The sequence below is a fragment of the Gilliamella sp. BG2 genome (genome assembly GCF_046635645.1).
Taxonomy (GTDB): domain Bacteria; phylum Pseudomonadota; class Gammaproteobacteria; order Enterobacterales; family Orbaceae; genus Gilliamella; species Gilliamella bombi.
On record NZ_JBIDFF010000001.1, the window covers coordinates 160,412 to 176,550 of the forward strand.

Annotated in this window: 13 protein-coding genes; 9 read left to right on the forward strand and 4 right to left on the reverse strand. The window is 34.5% G+C overall.

What is annotated here, in order from left to right; all coding sequences use genetic code 11:
* Positions 1-7: 7 nt before the first annotated feature.
* Positions 8-316 (reverse strand): 50S ribosomal protein L21, encoded by a 309-nt coding sequence (rplU, locus tag ACGH6Q_RS00680; protein ID WP_025314436.1) that lies wholly within the window; start codon positions 314-316, stop codon positions 8-10.
* A gap of 231 nt (positions 317-547) precedes the next feature.
* Here rplU and narX point away from each other — a divergent pair, with 231 nt between their 5' ends.
* The 3 genes from narX (at position 548) to ACGH6Q_RS00695 (ending at position 4,239) form a co-directional block, all read left to right on the forward strand.
* The gene (gene narX / locus ACGH6Q_RS00685) at positions 548-2,356 is read left to right on the forward strand and encodes a nitrate/nitrite two-component system sensor histidine kinase NarX (protein ID WP_411591433.1); all 1,809 of its coding nucleotides are present in this window, start codon (positions 548-550) and stop codon (positions 2,354-2,356) included.
* Positions 2,357-2,358: 2 nt separating this feature from the next.
* Positions 2,359-3,012: a two-component system response regulator NarL gene (gene narL / locus ACGH6Q_RS00690; RefSeq protein ID WP_065590206.1), complete on the forward strand. Its 654-nt coding sequence runs from the start codon at positions 2,359-2,361 to the stop codon at positions 3,010-3,012.
* Between the two features lie 204 nt (positions 3,013-3,216).
* Entirely contained in the window at positions 3,217-4,239 is a 1,023-nt protein-coding gene (locus tag ACGH6Q_RS00695; RefSeq protein WP_065590207.1) for a DUF4272 domain-containing protein, read from the forward strand.
* A gap of 843 nt (positions 4,240-5,082) precedes the next feature.
* Here ACGH6Q_RS00695 and ACGH6Q_RS00700 read toward each other — a convergent pair.
* On the reverse strand, positions 5,083-6,456 hold the full coding sequence (locus ACGH6Q_RS00700; protein WP_411591434.1) for a hypothetical protein: 1,374 nt from the start codon (positions 6,454-6,456) through the stop codon (positions 5,083-5,085).
* Between the two features lie 712 nt (positions 6,457-7,168).
* On the opposite strand from ACGH6Q_RS00700, the gene deoC reads away from it, so the two are divergent.
* The 3 genes from deoC (at position 7,169) to ispC (ending at position 9,837) form a co-directional block, all read left to right on the forward strand.
* Positions 7,169-7,834, forward strand: a complete 666-nt coding sequence (gene deoC, locus ACGH6Q_RS00705; protein WP_085164593.1) for a deoxyribose-phosphate aldolase — start codon at positions 7,169-7,171, stop codon at positions 7,832-7,834.
* A gap of 61 nt (positions 7,835-7,895) precedes the next feature.
* Positions 7,896-8,657 (forward strand): DNA-binding transcriptional repressor DeoR, encoded by a 762-nt coding sequence (gene deoR / locus ACGH6Q_RS00710; protein WP_411591435.1) that lies wholly within the window; start codon positions 7,896-7,898, stop codon positions 8,655-8,657.
* A 1-nt stretch (position 8,658) separates the two neighbouring features.
* Positions 8,659-9,837 (forward strand): 1-deoxy-D-xylulose-5-phosphate reductoisomerase, encoded by a 1,179-nt coding sequence (gene ispC, locus ACGH6Q_RS00715; RefSeq protein WP_411591437.1) that lies wholly within the window; start codon positions 8,659-8,661, stop codon positions 9,835-9,837.
* 134 nt (positions 9,838-9,971) lie between these two features.
* Here the strand turns inward: ispC and ACGH6Q_RS00720 are convergent, their stop codons facing one another.
* Positions 9,972-10,934, reverse strand: a complete 963-nt coding sequence (locus tag ACGH6Q_RS00720; RefSeq protein WP_411591439.1) for an aminoimidazole riboside kinase — start codon at positions 10,932-10,934, stop codon at positions 9,972-9,974.
* Positions 10,935-11,247: 313 nt separating this feature from the next.
* On the opposite strand from ACGH6Q_RS00720, the gene ACGH6Q_RS00725 reads away from it, so the two are divergent.
* Positions 11,248-12,717 carry a glycoside hydrolase family 32 protein gene (locus tag ACGH6Q_RS00725; RefSeq protein WP_411591441.1) on the forward strand — a complete coding sequence of 490 codons (1,470 nt, stop codon included), beginning with the start codon at positions 11,248-11,250 and terminating at the stop codon, positions 12,715-12,717.
* Between the two features lie 44 nt (positions 12,718-12,761).
* Here ACGH6Q_RS00725 and ACGH6Q_RS00730 read toward each other — a convergent pair whose 3' ends face one another.
* Positions 12,762-13,766, reverse strand: a complete 1,005-nt coding sequence (locus ACGH6Q_RS00730) for a LacI family DNA-binding transcriptional regulator (RefSeq protein ID WP_065607123.1) — start codon at positions 13,764-13,766, stop codon at positions 12,762-12,764.
* A gap of 195 nt (positions 13,767-13,961) precedes the next feature.
* Here ACGH6Q_RS00730 and ACGH6Q_RS00735 point away from each other — a divergent pair, with 195 nt between their 5' ends.
* Together ACGH6Q_RS00735 and cysE are read left to right on the forward strand one after the other, a co-directional pair.
* A complete protein-coding gene (locus ACGH6Q_RS00735; RefSeq protein WP_296301678.1) occupies positions 13,962-15,206 on the forward strand; it encodes an oligosaccharide MFS transporter in 1,245 nt (414 codons plus the stop codon).
* Between the two features lie 170 nt (positions 15,207-15,376).
* Positions 15,377-16,138: a serine O-acetyltransferase gene (cysE, locus tag ACGH6Q_RS00740; RefSeq protein WP_065609222.1), complete on the forward strand. Its 762-nt coding sequence runs from the start codon at positions 15,377-15,379 to the stop codon at positions 16,136-16,138.
* Position 16,139: the final 1 nt, after the last annotated feature.

Genomic DNA, 16,139 nt, shown 5'->3' on the forward strand with positions numbered 1-16,139 from the left:
ACTCCTATTAAGCGATTGCAGTGATCTTCACATCAGTGAACCACTGACGGTGACCTTGTTGTTTACGATAGTGTTTACGACGACGGAATTTAACAATTTTCACTTTATCGCCACGACCGTGTTCAACAATTTCTGCTTTAATTGTTGCACCTTCAACAAACGGAGCACCAACTTTGATGTCTTCACCATTTGCTACCATTAAAACTTTATCGAAAACAACTTCTGCACCTGTTTCGACTTCAATTTTTTCCAAGCGAACGACTTGTCCTTCGCTAACTCGGTGTTGTTTACCACCACTTTGGAAAACTGCGTACATACTTAACTCCGCAATAAAAAGCAGACGATTACTTGATTAAACATATATGTCTGCGTGATTAATCTTATAGGGCGTGAATTTTACGCAAATTTTATTCTTGTTGCAAGCGCTGTTTAACAAAAGATCGCAAAAAGTTACAAAAAAGATCAGATAGATACTCTTTTCAAGCTACAATAACCATAAATTACTATTTAGCTAAAATAAAATTACAAAATAATATTGAGTGTTTATATGTCGAAAATAAAAATTCGCCCCACCGAATCAATTATTAATCGTTTAACACTATTACTGTTCTGTTTAGGTGCTATTGCTTTAATCGCTTTATCATTTTCAATCCAGGTAGCCAATGATACAAAAGGTGGGGCATATATGGTTAATCAATTAGGCTTACTAAGAATGAAGAACTACCAAATACTAACAATGGTTCCACTCAATAAGAAAGATTATGATAATTTAAATATTTTTATTAATATTTCTTCATCACAAAAACATTTAACGCTTTTAAAACGCTATAATTTAATTAATGAATTTAATCAGTTAGAAACTGATTGGAATACTCGACTTATTACTAAAATACAGCAAGCACAAAAAATCGATGAAATAAGAATTGATATTGAAAGCTATGTTGCTCGTATCAACCATTTGGTAGATAAGATTGATCAAAAAACCGAAAACAAAATTTATTATATTTCTCAAGTACAACAATTATTTATTGTTATTATCGTAATTTTTTTAGCTGTTCAAATTTATTACTTACGTTACTACCTTCTTGCACCATGGCAAAAATTAGTTAGTATGGCTGAAGCAATTTCTAGCCACAATTTTAAATCGCGTTTTAATATTAAAAGCAGAAAGAATGAATTTGATCTTTTAGGGCTAGCTTTTAACAAAATGTCCGAGCAAATTGAATCACAATATTTATTGTTAGAAAAACAAGTTGCAGAAAAAACAGCTAAATTACAACAAACCAATAAAATTGTTTCATTTCAATATCAAACAATTAAGCAACTACATACTTCAGAGCCATTGTGTGAACGTTTTCTAAAAATACTACACAAATTAGAAGATTTAGTACCATTAACTCAATTTAAAATCCGTTTTTATGAATCAAATGATCCTGAGCATTATCAACAAATCAGTTACGATAATGAGCAAAAATTACCTTATTGCCAAAATTCTAAATGCAAAGCTTGTTTAATCTCATCAAAATCTTATCAAAAAAATAACTTTCAACGCCATTGGCACCTTCAAGAAAACGGGGAAAAATATGGGATATTATTTGCTTTGCAGCCAAAAAATATCATATTAACCAATGAACAAGAAAACTTAATTGTGGGAGTTATCGAGCAAATGACTACTGCAATGAAGCTCGATAGACAAATTGAACAACAAAAACAATATTTATTAATAAAAGAACGCTCAGCAATGGCCAGAGAGCTGCATGATTCCATTGCTCAATCTCTATCTTGTTTAAAAATACACCTCAGCTGCTTACAAATGCAATCAGATTTAACATCACAAAGCAGTATTGATTTATTGGCAACAATGCGTAAAGAAGTCAATATAACCTACTCTCAACTAAGAGAACTAATTACCTCTTTTCGCTTACGCCTTAACCAAACGGGTTTTTATGCAAATTTAATGGAATTAATTGAGGAATTTAATCAAAAATTACAATTCAATATTCAGTTTGAATATTTATTGCCGCTGAATATTATCAATAGTAAATATGCATTTCATTTATTACAAATTATTCGTGAAGGACTAAATAACATATATAAACATGCTAAAGCCACACAGGTTATTGTCAGTTTAAAAATTGATGATCATCAAATTATTTCCGTCTGTATTGAGGATAATGGCATTGGTTTACAAAACAATATTAAACAGGATAATAGTTATGGTCTAATCATTATGCGTGATAGAGTTGAAATACTAAATGGTAATTTAACAATAAACAGTCCTCCCCACAAAGGGACACAAATTATGATAGCATTTAAGGTTAATAAAACCATTTCATTCAAAGCAATAGAAGAGTAAAAATGGAACAAATAAATTGCTCAATACTTCTTATTGATGATCATCCAATGTTAAGAAATGGCGTAAAACAGCTGATAAATACAGTCAACCATTTTGACATTGTGGGAGAAACTGGCTCTGGAATAGAAGGCGTTAAATTAGCCGAAGAGCTTGATCCTGATATTATTCTACTTGATATCAATATGCAAGATGTTAATGGATTAGAAATATTACGCTACCTGCGTGAAAAAAAAATATCGAGTCGCATTATTATGTTTACAGTATCAGATGCAAAAGAAGATATAATCACCGCACTAAAAACAGGTGCTGATGGCTATTTATTAAAAGATATGGAGCCTGAAGATTTTCTAAAATCACTACAAGAAATCTCGATTGGAAAGCTAATTATGGATAATGCTATTTCACATATTATCCTCAATTATATGCGTAATAACGAACAACTAACTACAAAACAAATGCATGATGTCAGTTTATTGACACCAAGAGAAAATGAAATTTTTAATTTATTAGTACAAGGACTACCAAATAAGCTAATTGCAAAAGATTTAGGTATCGTTGAAAGCACAGTCAAAGTACATATCAAAAGTATATTCAAAAAACTTAATTTTAAATCAAGAATGGAAATGACAGTATGGTATTTACAAAGTAAGGAATAAACGTATACATTGAAAAATAAAATATATCTTGTTCAGCGATGCACCAGATAAAATCATTTATTCAACAGAATAACAAACATCACAAAACGGAGTATAGCATTTAAAAAATATAGAAAACTACCATGATCTATTATAGAATTAGATTAAAAAACAGCCACTATTTATAATAATAAAAATACCAAATCTAAACTAGGAATATTTGAAATGCCAATATTGATAAATGCTTATTCTACAGTCACTCATCCACCAGCCATTAATTTTCCCTGCGAGCGTCTATACCATCGCGGATTGGATGATTCTGAGTTGACGAAACACCTTGATGGTTTTATCGGTTATGTCATGCAAGCAGGAGATGGGCAGATGAATTCACGCCGTTATGCTTTGTATCGCCATATCCAACGAGTTAAACATCAATTTACCTTTGAGATTGAAGAAGATAATTTCAATGAATTTACCACTTGGGGCTGGCAGGCGAATGCAATTATATTTATGCCTGATGGAACTATTCGGAATCCTGACGGAGATGTATTACAAGATCCTGATGGTAACATTGATTTAGATGTAATCGTCCCTTATCCACTAGAAGCATTAAAGCGAAAAACAAAAACTGAACAGTATTTAGCCAAATTGGGGTTGCATACACCTACACATTTACCACCGGTTATTGCCGAATCGGAAGTAATACTTAGAACACCTGACGAAGTAGCTAAACGAGCCTTAGCAATAATGTTAACAGGTATTCAGGCTGAAAGTTTTAGAGAAAATGATCCAATTAATCCGATGGAATTTAAAGAACGTTGTCCAATGGGGTTTGAGGCTTTATCAAATAATGAGCGTGACTTTATTTATAGCGGGCAGCCGACAGAGCAAGATGTGATAGATATGTCTTGGAAATACGAAGCATTATTACCTTTACAATGGGCTATCAATTGGCAATCTGAGCTCCCTTTTGCTGATACTATCTGCGATGTTTCATCGTTAGTTGACCAAGGAATGCAACATAGTGGACAAGATTTTTCAACCGTGGCCTTAAGACCAGTTAGTGAATTGTTGGATGCTTTAGATTTACACTACCGCTTACATTGGATAACCACAGATTTTCGAATGAAAGATAAGCAACCTCCCGCATCGATTATAAGTGATGTTATTCAAGAGCGTCATTATGCTTTAAATTGGTTAACCAATTTTGAAAATGCTGATTGGGATGATGTCGATACACCAACCTAATATTTTCATCTTCTCATTTGTTGACATCATATTTAATATGGTGTCAAAGTTCTAAATATTAACCATAATATCAAAGCTAATAAATAGTTTAAACTTTCGTTTTCTATCTTTTTAAATCGCTAAATATTTGCTGATTATGTCACATCACCATAAAAAGAATTAACACGATCCTTACCAAAATATTATACATAGCCCCCTCTATCATTTTTTTATTTTGATAATATTGTTGTTCATATTGTTCTAGCAATACCTAGTTCTTGGCTGAACAACCACGCATACAATAATAATAGATTTCAATATATTTAAATAGTGCTTTATTGGCTAGCATCCTCGGTCACTGCGAACGAGCATATTTTTAAGAAAGTAGCGCCGAAACAAAGCTTGCTTTAATGTATTACAGACTAAATGACGGTCTAGGTAACGACTCGTTTGCCTAGCTTTTCGATATTATGAAAGTTGATATTCCCCCATAAAATCGTTCAGGTAGAGTATTGATTTTATTAAAGTTTTTTAAATTTATTGTTTTTGTAAAATCAAATACTTATAGTTTGCTTTATGTTTTTATTACGATGTTTTTTGGATTATTTACCACTCTTACAAATTGCTGACAACTGCAACAGGATAGCAAAGAGACCATTTTATCCCAGCTAAAGCCAAAAATTGCTAAGAAAATCGCTCTATCTTCTTAGCTCATACATTGCTACTAAAACTATTTAAAGCAAAAGCTCAAAACGTCCGAAACTATACCGAATAAAAACAACCATTAAAGTTTACTTTTTTTAATAGATTGTCTGCTATTGAGAATATAATTCCCCCCAGCAGTCAAGGACTAAATCCGAAAGGCTAATTAGCAGCACAAAGTCCATTCCTACTAGCTCTCTCACCGAGCACATCACCGTCGTCCGAGTCAACACCGAATAAGTAATTATTTCCAGTATCACTTGTCCAGTAGTTGCGACTAGCAAAATCTGCGTTGGTATAACGGCTCATATCTCCCCACTCAGTAAAAAAGCCTACGCCAATTCGACGCTGGTAATGATTACCAGATGATGATGGGATGGCACCGACAGAACCTTGACACCAGTGACCTGACCACTTACCGGAACAAACCGCATTAGTTAAATCCCTTACCTGTGGAAAACGATAACCTAAATGGCTACACCAAGAAGCTTGTTTAGAAGCGTCAGTCGCTCGAAATCCACGATTAACGAACCATTGCTTCAACACAAACCCATACTTGACAACCACACTACCTTGACTATCTCTACCCACTAACTCGAATGTTTGAGGCAAGGTTGGCTTGCTAATTGGACTTGGTGAATCTGAGCTTTTTTGGTTATCACTTGCCCTAGGACCCGTTAGCGTAACGCGCATTACCTCTACTGAATGATTGGATATCCAATTATCGCCTGCATTTGGTAACGTCCTTGTCACAGTAGCTGTTATTCCCCCATGTGTAACAGGAGTCCAAGTCAACTGACTACCTCCACCTATGTCTAAATCAAAGTACAAACCATCTGCACCTGTTGTCGGAAAATTTAATTCGTAAAATGTTGGATTAGTTGATTGAACTAGAAATCCTTTAGTTGGATTCCAAATATTAGCTGGACCAGCGTAATCACCTGCACCATAGGTTAGATTTGGTCTTACATGACAGATTTTAGGAGGTAAATTTGGGCTGATGTAGTACTCCACCGATTGACGGTGGAAATAATTTGTATCTGGTACACCGTACTGTGTTTTTAAAGACCCCTCTGTACTACTTAATATCACCTTATAAGGTGCTTTACAAATATCTAAAATATCATTACGACTAACAGCATTACCATTTTTATCGGAAAAATAAGCAGATAGATTTCCTTTTGCGGTTACGCCATTTATTCCCTGACCATCACCATCATCATCGCCCCAATAATGATAAGTGTTCACTATATCATTTAAACTGACTGAATCAACTGATGAGGGAATCAACATGTGAATATCACTTAAAGTACTTCCTTTAGGTAAAGTTATTGGATTTGTTACGCTTGATGTATTGGTTGATGGAGTAACTATTGTTCCATCCAATAGAGTGATATTCAATAAATCATCGGTTGTGATCGCTTTAGTTTTACCACCATCAAATGTTAAATATGGTGCACTACCTTCTATAACATTACTAGTATGCGCAGTTAATGCCTGCAAATTAGGCGAATACGGCAATAACAACAATGGCACTAATACCAACGTTTTTTTTGTAGATAATTGTATGGATAATTTCGATGCTAAAAATGAAGTAAGTGTAAAAACTCGTCTAGCGTGGTTATTTAATAAATTTAAGACATAGGTTTGCCAGTGCTGGTGTCTGGTGTCTGGTGTTGATAAGTATACTGCATAACATCCCTTTTGTAAAGTAATATATTGTTTTATTTTATTTTTTTAACGATCTATAATCTATAAAATATAGCTGAATTAATTTTAATTTTTAAAATTATAATGTTTAAAAAAAATTTGGCTACATTTTTAACTAAAAATTTTGTAAAGATTTATTAAGATACTTGATTTTTTTTGGATGTGCTGAGTTTCGATCGTTTTTATCTTGTGATAAAACACACTCGGCTCATAAAACAGAGTATTATAAAAAAAATGAAAAATAGAAGAATTAAATTCCATTAACTCTTTTCCTTCATCAGGATGTGCCGTCACCTAAGCGAAATTAGCACGCCAAATAATAATGTTTGGTAAAGTATTGATATAAATGTTATTTCTTTCACGAAAAACTAAAATTTAAACACAGATTTTTATCTGTACTATTTCAATCAATTACGCCATAATGTTATAAAAATAACAGTGCTTGGCTATATTTGTTATTTTTATAACATCCCTATTTATTTACAGACTAACAATATTTAATTAAACATTATTACAAAGACATTTTAAGGATCTCGTTATGAGTTATGCAAAGTATATCGATCATACTTTACTTGCGATGAACGCAACAAAAGACCAAATAACTAAACTCTGTGAAGAAGCTAAACAATATCATTTTTATTCAGTTTGTGTAAATTCAGGCTATGTTCCTTTAGTGGCTAGTTTACTGAAAGGTAGCGATGTAAAAGTGTGTTCAGTCGTTGGCTTTCCTTTAGGTGCAATGCTAACTAGCGCTAAAGCCTTTGAAACCGAAATGGCGGTTAAAGCAGGTGCGCAAGAAATCGATATGGTCATCAATGTGGGTTGGTTAAAAAGCAATGATTGGGATGCGGTTAAACAAGATATTGAGGCGGTATTTAATGCTTGTGGTGCTGTGCCATTAAAAGTGATTTTAGAAACTTGTTTATTAACTAAAGACGAAATTGTTAAAGTCTGTGAAATCTGTAAGCAAATCGGTGTTGCTTTTGTTAAAACCTCGACTGGGTTTAGTGTATCTGGCGCAACGGTTGAGGATGTTAAGTTGATGCGTGATACCGTTGGCAATGAGATGGGCGTTAAGGCATCGGGTGGTATTCGTGATCGTCAAACGGCTGAAAAAATGGTTCAAGCGGGGGCTTCGCGTTTAGGGGCTAGTGCTGGTATTGCGATTGTTTCTGGCGATGCAACTTCGACCAGTGATTATTAATCAATGATATCAATTAATAAGCTACTTATGTAGCTTGTTATTATTGATTTATGGGATCAGCATGGAAACACAATCACAAAAAAGAGTGAATGATCTTATTCAACTTTTAAAAAAAACAGATAAGATTCATTTAAAACAAGCCGCTAAGTTGTTGGCTGTTTCAGAAATGACTATTCGCCGAGATTTGAGCAATGTTGGTTGTTCCCTAAGTGTTTTAGGTGGCTATGTTGTTAGTGATGCTCGTCATCAAATTACCCCGTATTTTTTGTCAGACCAACAAGATAAACAGGTTTATGAAAAGCAATATATTGCCAATATAGCTAGTAAATACATTGTAGAAAACGATACCGTTTTTTTTGATTGTGGTACCACTATTCCTTTTATTATTGATGCCATTAATGATGAAATAACTTTTACTGCTATCTGTTATTCATTAAACGCATTTTTAGCATTACAAAATAAATCTAATTGTAAGACAATTTTATGTGGTGGTCATTATCAGGCTAATAATGCGATTTTTAGCACTATTGGACAGCATAGTGAATTAAATTCGATTTGCCCAAATAAAGCGTTTATTTCGGCCGCAGGGGTTGATATTGAACAAGGTGCAACTTGTTATCATTTTGATGAAGTTGATATGAAATTGCAGGCTATAAAAAAATCAGGTCAAAGTATTTTGATTGCCGATCATACTAAATTTAATCAAGTTAAACCGGCTTTTATTGGTGAGTTAACTCTGTTTAATCAAATTATTACAGATAAAGTGCCAACCAAGGAATTTATTAATTTTTTAGCTAACCATAATATAGATTTAATGTATTAATATGAAAAATATCACAATTTTAGGTTCGACAGGTTCAATTGGTTGCAGTACGCTAGCGGTTATTGCTCAAAATCCACATCTATTTAAAGCTTATGCTTTAGTAGGAGGTAATAACGTTGCCAAAATGACTGAGCAATGTCTGGCTTTTAAGCCTAAATACGTTGCCATGGCAACAGCGCAAGCTGAGACGGCATTAAGAGCAAATCTTGCCAATCTAAAATTGGATATTGATGTGTTAAGTGGTGAACAAGCCATTTGCGACTTAGCGCAGTTGCCCGAGGTCGATCAAGTGATGGCGGCTATTGTGGGGGCGGCAGGATTAAAACCAACGCTTGCTGCGATTAAGAAAGGTAAGCGTATTTTGTTGGCCAATAAAGAATCGCTAGTAACCTGTGGGCATTTATTTATGCAAGCGGTTAAAGAGTATGGCGCTGAGTTGTTGCCGGTAGATAGCGAACATAACGCTATTTTTCAAAGTTTACCAACGGCGGTACAGCATGATTTAGGTTTTGCTAACCTTGCTGAGCATGGTATTACTAAAATCGTGTTAACAGGTTCTGGCGGACCATTTCGCGATTGGGATTTAGCTAAACTGGTACATGTCACCCCCGAGCAAGCGGTTGCTCACCCTAATTGGTCGATGGGTAAAAAAATATCTGTCGATTCGGCAACGATGATGAATAAAGGGCTGGAATATATTGAAGCTCGTTGGCTATTTAATGCCAGTGCCGACGAAATGGAAATTATTATTCATCCGCAATCAATTATCCATTCAATGGTACGTTATCAAGATGGCAGTGTGGTGGCTGAACTTGGTGTGCCTGATATGTGCACGCCAATTGCTTATGCCATGTCTTACCCCGATCGTATTCCTTCAAGCGTACCACCTTTAGATTTTACGCAAATTTCGTCGTTAACATTTAAACAACCTGACTTTGACCGTTATCCATGTTTAAAATTGGCAATCGATGCCTTTAATCAAGGCCAAGCGGCTACCACGGCGCTCAATGCCGCCAATGAAGTTGCGGTTGAAGCATTTTTGCAACATAAAATTGGTTTTATGGATATTGCTAAAAATGTATCAAAAGTATTAGATCAATTGGCTTTCCCTGAGCCATCGACAATTGATGATGTTTTTATGATAGATCAATGGGCAAGATCACAATGCAGTCGGTGTTAAATGCTATTTTATTTTATAAACAGTAATTTAACTAAATAGTTAAGTTATTGAGTGGTAAAGGGCAGTCAATCATAATTATATTTTGAAACTATTGTGTTCAATCTTGCTGCCCTATTAGTAAGTTTTTACTATTTTTAGTATGCTATTTGTTTTGCTGTTAATGTTGGATTATCGCTAATAAATGATTGTAAAAATGTACTATCAGGTAGTGCAGTTAATGCGCCTTTTTTGGTTGTAGCTAAGGCTCCACAAGCACTGGCAATGGTCATCATGCTTTCTAACATCAGTTTATCATCAGGCATGCCTGATGATGCAATACTGCTGAGTAATCCTGCGACAAAAGCATCACCTGCACCAGTTGTATCAACACTATTTACATGGTACGAATCAAACGAAAATGTTTTACCTTGCCATAATACAATGCTGCCATCTTTACCTTTGGTAATTAATTTTAATGGTGCTTCATAGTGTTGTTGTAGTTTATTTAATGCTTCACTCCAATCATTGCTTTGAGTTAACCAAAATAGTTCTTCGTCTGATAGTTTGAGGATATCAGCATCATGACAAAATTGGGTAATGGTGGTACGCATTTCGTCTTTATTGGCCCACATCTGTTCGCGCAAGTTAACATCAAAGCTGATTAGGCCATTTTTAGCGGTAAGCTGTTCAATCGCAGTTTTAAGTGTTTGACGGCAGGTGTGGCCAACTAGCGCCAAAGAGCAAAAGTGTAAAATATCTTGGTTAAAATTAGGGATTGCTTGCTGAGATAAAAATTGATCTGCTGAAGGTGAAACCAAAAAAGTAAAACTACGTTCACCGTTTTTTCCTAAATCAACAACCACAGTACTTGTTCGATGATGTTCATCTTTTTCAAGGCTTTGGCAATCAACGTTATATTGGCGGAATGTGGTTTCCATAAAATCACCAAAAGGGTCATTACCAACACGACCAATAAACGCTGAAGGCAGTCCTAATTTTGCAATACCAATTGCAACATTTGCAGGTGCGCCACCAGCACATGCTTTATAATTCATATCACCAAATGGCAATAAATCAATAACGGCATCCCCAAGGGACCAAACTTTAGTATTATTCATTTTTTAACTCGATTATAGTCAGTTACTGCGGTAATCTAGTATAGAGACAGATTACTTGAGTTTTTTGAAATATGTCATCTTTTTACTTTTTAGTAAAGTCATTAATAGTTAATCTGTTGTTGAATTTATAATAGTCATTTTTTAAAAGTCCGTCATAGACTAAATCATTTGACAAAAAATTCATTGTTAACGTTAAAAATATGTGACTATCATCACATATTTTATCGCTAATTTCATTAACAGTTAACGTTAACAATTAAATTAAGATACTATTAAATAAAGGTATCTAATATTGGATAAAAAAGGGGTTTTTATGTCTACTGCTATTGATAAAGCCAATCTAGCTGTTAAAAATTTAGAAAAAGTAATGAATAAACAATATTATCCACATTTTCATTTAGCTCCACCAGCTGGTTGGATGAATGATCCTAACGGTTTGATTTACTTTAAAGGTCAATATCATGCCTTTTATCAGCATCATCCTTATGATGAAAATTGGGGACCAATGCATTGGGGACATGTTGTTAGTGATGATTTAGTCACATGGCGAAGGTTGCCAATAGCTATTGCTCCCGATCAAGAATTTGATAAGTCAGGCTGTTTTTCTGGATCGGCCGTAGATAACAATGGTGAGTTATGCTTAATTTATACTGGTCATATTTGGTTGAGTGGCCAAGGTTATGATGAACAGATTCGACAAAGCCAATGTCTTGCAACTAGTAAAGATGGCATTCATTTTGAAAAGCAAGGCACAGTACTTATACCCCAAGACGGAGTAATGCACTTTCGCGATCCTAAAGTGTGGCAACAAGATGGTAAATGGTGGATGGTTGTTGGTCAAAGAACGCCAAATAATGTTGGTCAAGTTTTACTATTTAGATCTGATGATTTAAATGAGTGGCAATTGGATCATGTTGTAGTGAGTGATATCGATCCTGATGTTTATATGCTTGAATGCCCTGACTTTTTTCCACTTGGTGATAAATGGGTTTTGATGTTTTCACCACAAGGGTTGAAAGCAAAAGGTTATCAGTATCGTAATCAATTCCAATCAGGCTATATAGTAGGTAATTGGCAACCTGGGCAGCAATTTTCAATAGTTAGACCTTTTCAAGAAATGGATTTTGGACACGATTTTTATGCACCGCAATCATTTCTTGCCGCTGATGGACGTCGTATTATTTTTGCTTGGATGGATATGTGGCAGTCAGCCATGCCAAGCAAAAAAGATAAATGGGCAGGCGCATTTACACTTCCTCGTGAACTGATTTTAGATCAATATAATAAAGTCAGAAATCGCCCAGTAAAAGAACTTGAAGCATTGCGCGAAAAGCCAAAATCATTTGGTGAAATAACGCTCAATAGTGAACTTAAAAATACCAATATTGAGTCAATTTGTTGTGAACTTTGTGTTGAGTTTGATCTAAAAGAAAGTGATGCTGAGCGTTTTGGTTTGCAACTTGCTGCCACTGAAAATGGTAAACAAGCAACATTACTATATGTTGATTTACAATCTAATCGTATTGTTCTTGATCGTAGTTTATCCGGTCTTGAATTAACTGGTTATCGTAGCGTACCATTACCAGAGAGCCAAAAATTAACTTTACATGTGTATGTTGATGCTTCATCTGTAGAAGTATTTGTTAATGGTGATTTATATAGCCTTTCAAGCCGTATCTATCCAAAATTACCAGCAGAACGAGTAGTTAATTTATTTGCTGAAAATGGTAGCGCCAAAATAACCAAAGTAGATAGCTGGCAGTTAAAATCTATTTATGCGTAATTGATGATTGAATTGATCGCCATTTGGCGGTCAATTTAAGTAAGCTATAATGAATTCCTTTCTAAATAAGGTGATGCTACCTGTATTATCTGTTTTTGGTTTTTGTTATTAATTATATGTAAAGCTGCTTGTTCTCCAATCTCATAATGAGGCAATTGCACTGTTGTCAGTGGTGGATAAAATAGTTCACCAGTACCTACCATGTTATCGTAACCTAATACAGCCACATCAGAAGGAATATGAAGTCCTTGACCGAGTAAATATTGATAAGCAACAAAAGCTATTCGATCATTACCACAAATTAATACATCAAAATCGGGTTTTTTATTACAATGCTGTTTGAGTATATCAACCGTCATCATATATTCTTGTGCAAGGTCATCTGATAAAGTTGAGGTATGGTAACTAGTAATCTTATTTAAATTGTAACCCGCATCTAACCATGCTTGCTCAACAGCTTTACGTCTAGTTTTTCCTGCTAATGTGGTTTCTGATAAATAGATGCATAATGGTTTTTTATAGCCTTTCTTTATTACTTGTTGCATGGCTTGATATTGACCCAAATAGTCATTTGGAATATAGCAAGCTAGTTGTTTTGAATCACTTATACAGTTGGCTAATACAACATTTTTATCTAATAACTTTTCAGGAAGTTCAACTTTTCTTAATCCCATTGTGGTATAGATAATACCGTTAGGGCGATATGATAGCAGGGTGTTTATTGCATGATCGGGATCTTTATCATCAAATAAATTAACGATAAAGGTATTCCAGCCATGATCTTGTGCAGTCTTTTCTATGGCTTGTAGTAATTCTACCGAAAATGGCGTCATTGCTGTTTCTAATGCCAAAACACCAATTGCTCTTGGTCCTGAATTATCACCACGAATCTTCCTTGCCGATAAGTCAGGTACGTAATTAAGGTGCTCAATAGCTTGTTTAACGCGCTTGTAAGTTTCTTTATTTAATTTTTCAGGGTTATTTATTGCGCGTGAAACCGTCATCAATGAAACAGATGCTAGCTTTGCAACATCCTTAAGTGAAGCCATAGTTAAATCCTTTTGTTTAACAAGATAAAAATTATTATCAGCCATTACTATGCATGATGATACCACAAATAGAAATGATAAAAAGTGTGAGGTAAGTAACATTTATGACAATTGGTTCTATCTATTTAGTATCAAATATGACAATAATGTTAACGTTAAACTTCATCGATTTTCAACAATATAAGAGTAATAAACATGAATATGATAAAAAATAGAAACTATTGGTTCTCGTCTGGTTACCTTATTACTTTTTATGCTGCGTGGTCGCTGTGGTGGTCTTTTTACGCAATTTGGCTAAAAAGTAAAATTGACTTATCAGGTGAGCAGTTAGGTATTGTTTATGCGGCTAATTCTGCCGCAGCTATGTTTTTCATGATTTTCTATGGCATTATCCAAGATAAATTACAAATAGGTAAAGCTGTAGTGACCTTCCAAAGTATTATTATGGTTCTTATTGGCCCTTTTTTAATTTATGTGTATGAGCCTTTATTAAAAAATGATTTTATTTGGGGTGTTTGTATCGGTGCACCAGTGTTAAGTGCCAGCTTTATTTCGGGCAGTGCTTTGATTGATTCTTTTATTGAACGTATTAGTCGATTATTTGGATTTGAATTTGGTCCTGCTCGTTTTTGGGGATCATTTGGTTATGCTGCTGCAACGTTTGTTGCGGGTATTTTATTCGGCATTGATCCTCATATTAACTTTTGGATGGCGTCGGGTGTTGCGGTTATCTTTTTCACCATTAATATGATATTTAAGCCAAAACAATATCAAGCATCACCAACTGAAAATAACGATACTGCTTTAGTAGAAAAAACAACGACTATACCAACAATGGGCGAAATCTTATCGCTGTTTGGTTTGCAAAAATTTTGGTTGTTTGTGTTGTTTGTTATTGGTACTTATAGTTTTTATACTATCTATGATCAGCAGTTATTTCCTAATTTTTATACTGGTTTTTTTGAAAAACCAGAAGATGGCTATCAAGTTTACGGTTATTTAAATTCCTTCCAAGTCTTTTTAGAAGCAACTTGTATGATTATTGCTCCTTATTTTATTAACAAAATGGGAGCTAAAAAATCGCTATTAGTTGCTGCATTAGTTATGATTTGCCGAATTGCATTATCTGCAACGTTAGATAATATTTATCTGATATCATTCGTTAAGTTATTTCATGCAATTGAAATTCCATTATTTATTTTGGCGATGTTTAAATATATTGTAGGTAATTTTGATGCTCGGTTATCTGCTACACTTTATTTAGTTGGTTTTAATATTTCATCAAATCTTGGCGTTATTGTGTTGTCATGGTTTGTGGGTAAATTATTTGATAATACAGGATATGCGACAACATTTTATGTGCTTGCAGGTGTTGTTTTGATTACTTCAATAATAGCTATATTTACTTTAAGTGACGAGAAAAAAGCAAAACAACAATAATTTTAAATTAGCCCTTATAATTATAAATATGGAAACATATTGTTTCCATATTGATGTTAAATCAATACAATCCTTGCTTCTAAGGAAAGTTTGCGAAACAATATTAGCAATTTAGATAATATGTATAGGGACTTGTAGTGAACGATGTAAAAGTAGTTGTTAAACCCGAGATGTTATGGAAAACCATTCGACAAGAAGCCTCTGAGTTAGTTGAAAGCGAGCCGATGTTAGCTAGTTATTTCCATGCAACATTACTCAATCATGAAGATCTGGGGAGTGCTTTAAGCTATATTTTAGCTAATAAGCTTGTTTCTCAGGTTATGCCCGCTATTGAAATTCGTGAAATTGCCCGTCAGGCTTATCAAGCGGACCAAAATATTATTCAGTCAGCTATATGCGATATCATGGCTGTTTATATTCGCGATCCAGCCACTAATTACTATTCAACACCACTTCTTTATTACAAAGGATTTTTATCCTTGCAAGCTTATCGAATTGCACATTGGCTTTGGAAGCAAAATCGTAAGTCATTGGCTATTTTTTTACAAAGCCAAATTGCGATTGTATTTGGTGTTGATATTCACCCTGCGGCAAAAATTGGCTGTGGAGTAATGTTTGATCACGCAACAGGTATTGTGATTGGAGAAACGGTGGTAATTGAAAATGATGTTTCTATTTTACAATCGGTTACATTAGGCGGAACGGGTAAAGAAAATGGTGATCGCCATCCAAAAATTCGTGAAGGGGTGATGATTGGAGCTCATTCAACGATTTTAGGTAATATTGAAATAGGTAAAGGTGCTAAAATTGGAGCTGGCTCTGTTGTGTTAGATCCCGTACCTCAGCATACAACCGTTGCAGGTGTACCAGCCAAAGTGGTGGGTTGCCCTGATTGCGAAAAACCAGCATTAAATATGGATCAAGATATTTAAT

Coding starts and splice junctions, on each gene's coding strand:
- ACGH6Q_RS00730 (WP_065607123.1), bottom strand. CDS start 13,766: ATGGCTTCACTTAAGGATGTTGCAAAGCTAGCATCTGTTTCATTGATG.
- ACGH6Q_RS00735 (WP_296301678.1), top strand. CDS start 13,962: ATGAATATGATAAAAAATAGAAACTATTGGTTCTCGTCTGGTTACCTT.
- narL (WP_065590206.1), top strand. CDS start 2,359: ATGGAACAAATAAATTGCTCAATACTTCTTATTGATGATCATCCAATG.
- ACGH6Q_RS00720 (WP_411591439.1), bottom strand. CDS start 10,934: ATGAATAATACTAAAGTTTGGTCCCTTGGGGATGCCGTTATTGATTTA.
- ACGH6Q_RS00725 (WP_411591441.1), top strand. CDS start 11,248: ATGTCTACTGCTATTGATAAAGCCAATCTAGCTGTTAAAAATTTAGAA.
- ispC (WP_411591437.1), top strand. CDS start 8,659: ATGAAAAATATCACAATTTTAGGTTCGACAGGTTCAATTGGTTGCAGT.
- rplU (WP_025314436.1), bottom strand. CDS start 316: ATGTACGCAGTTTTCCAAAGTGGTGGTAAACAACACCGAGTTAGCGAA.
- deoC (WP_085164593.1), top strand. CDS start 7,169: ATGAGTTATGCAAAGTATATCGATCATACTTTACTTGCGATGAACGCA.
- cysE (WP_065609222.1), top strand. CDS start 15,377: ATGTTATGGAAAACCATTCGACAAGAAGCCTCTGAGTTAGTTGAAAGC.
- narX (WP_411591433.1), top strand. CDS start 548: ATGTCGAAAATAAAAATTCGCCCCACCGAATCAATTATTAATCGTTTA.
- ACGH6Q_RS00695 (WP_065590207.1), top strand. CDS start 3,217: ATGCCAATATTGATAAATGCTTATTCTACAGTCACTCATCCACCAGCC.
- deoR (WP_411591435.1), top strand. CDS start 7,896: ATGGAAACACAATCACAAAAAAGAGTGAATGATCTTATTCAACTTTTA.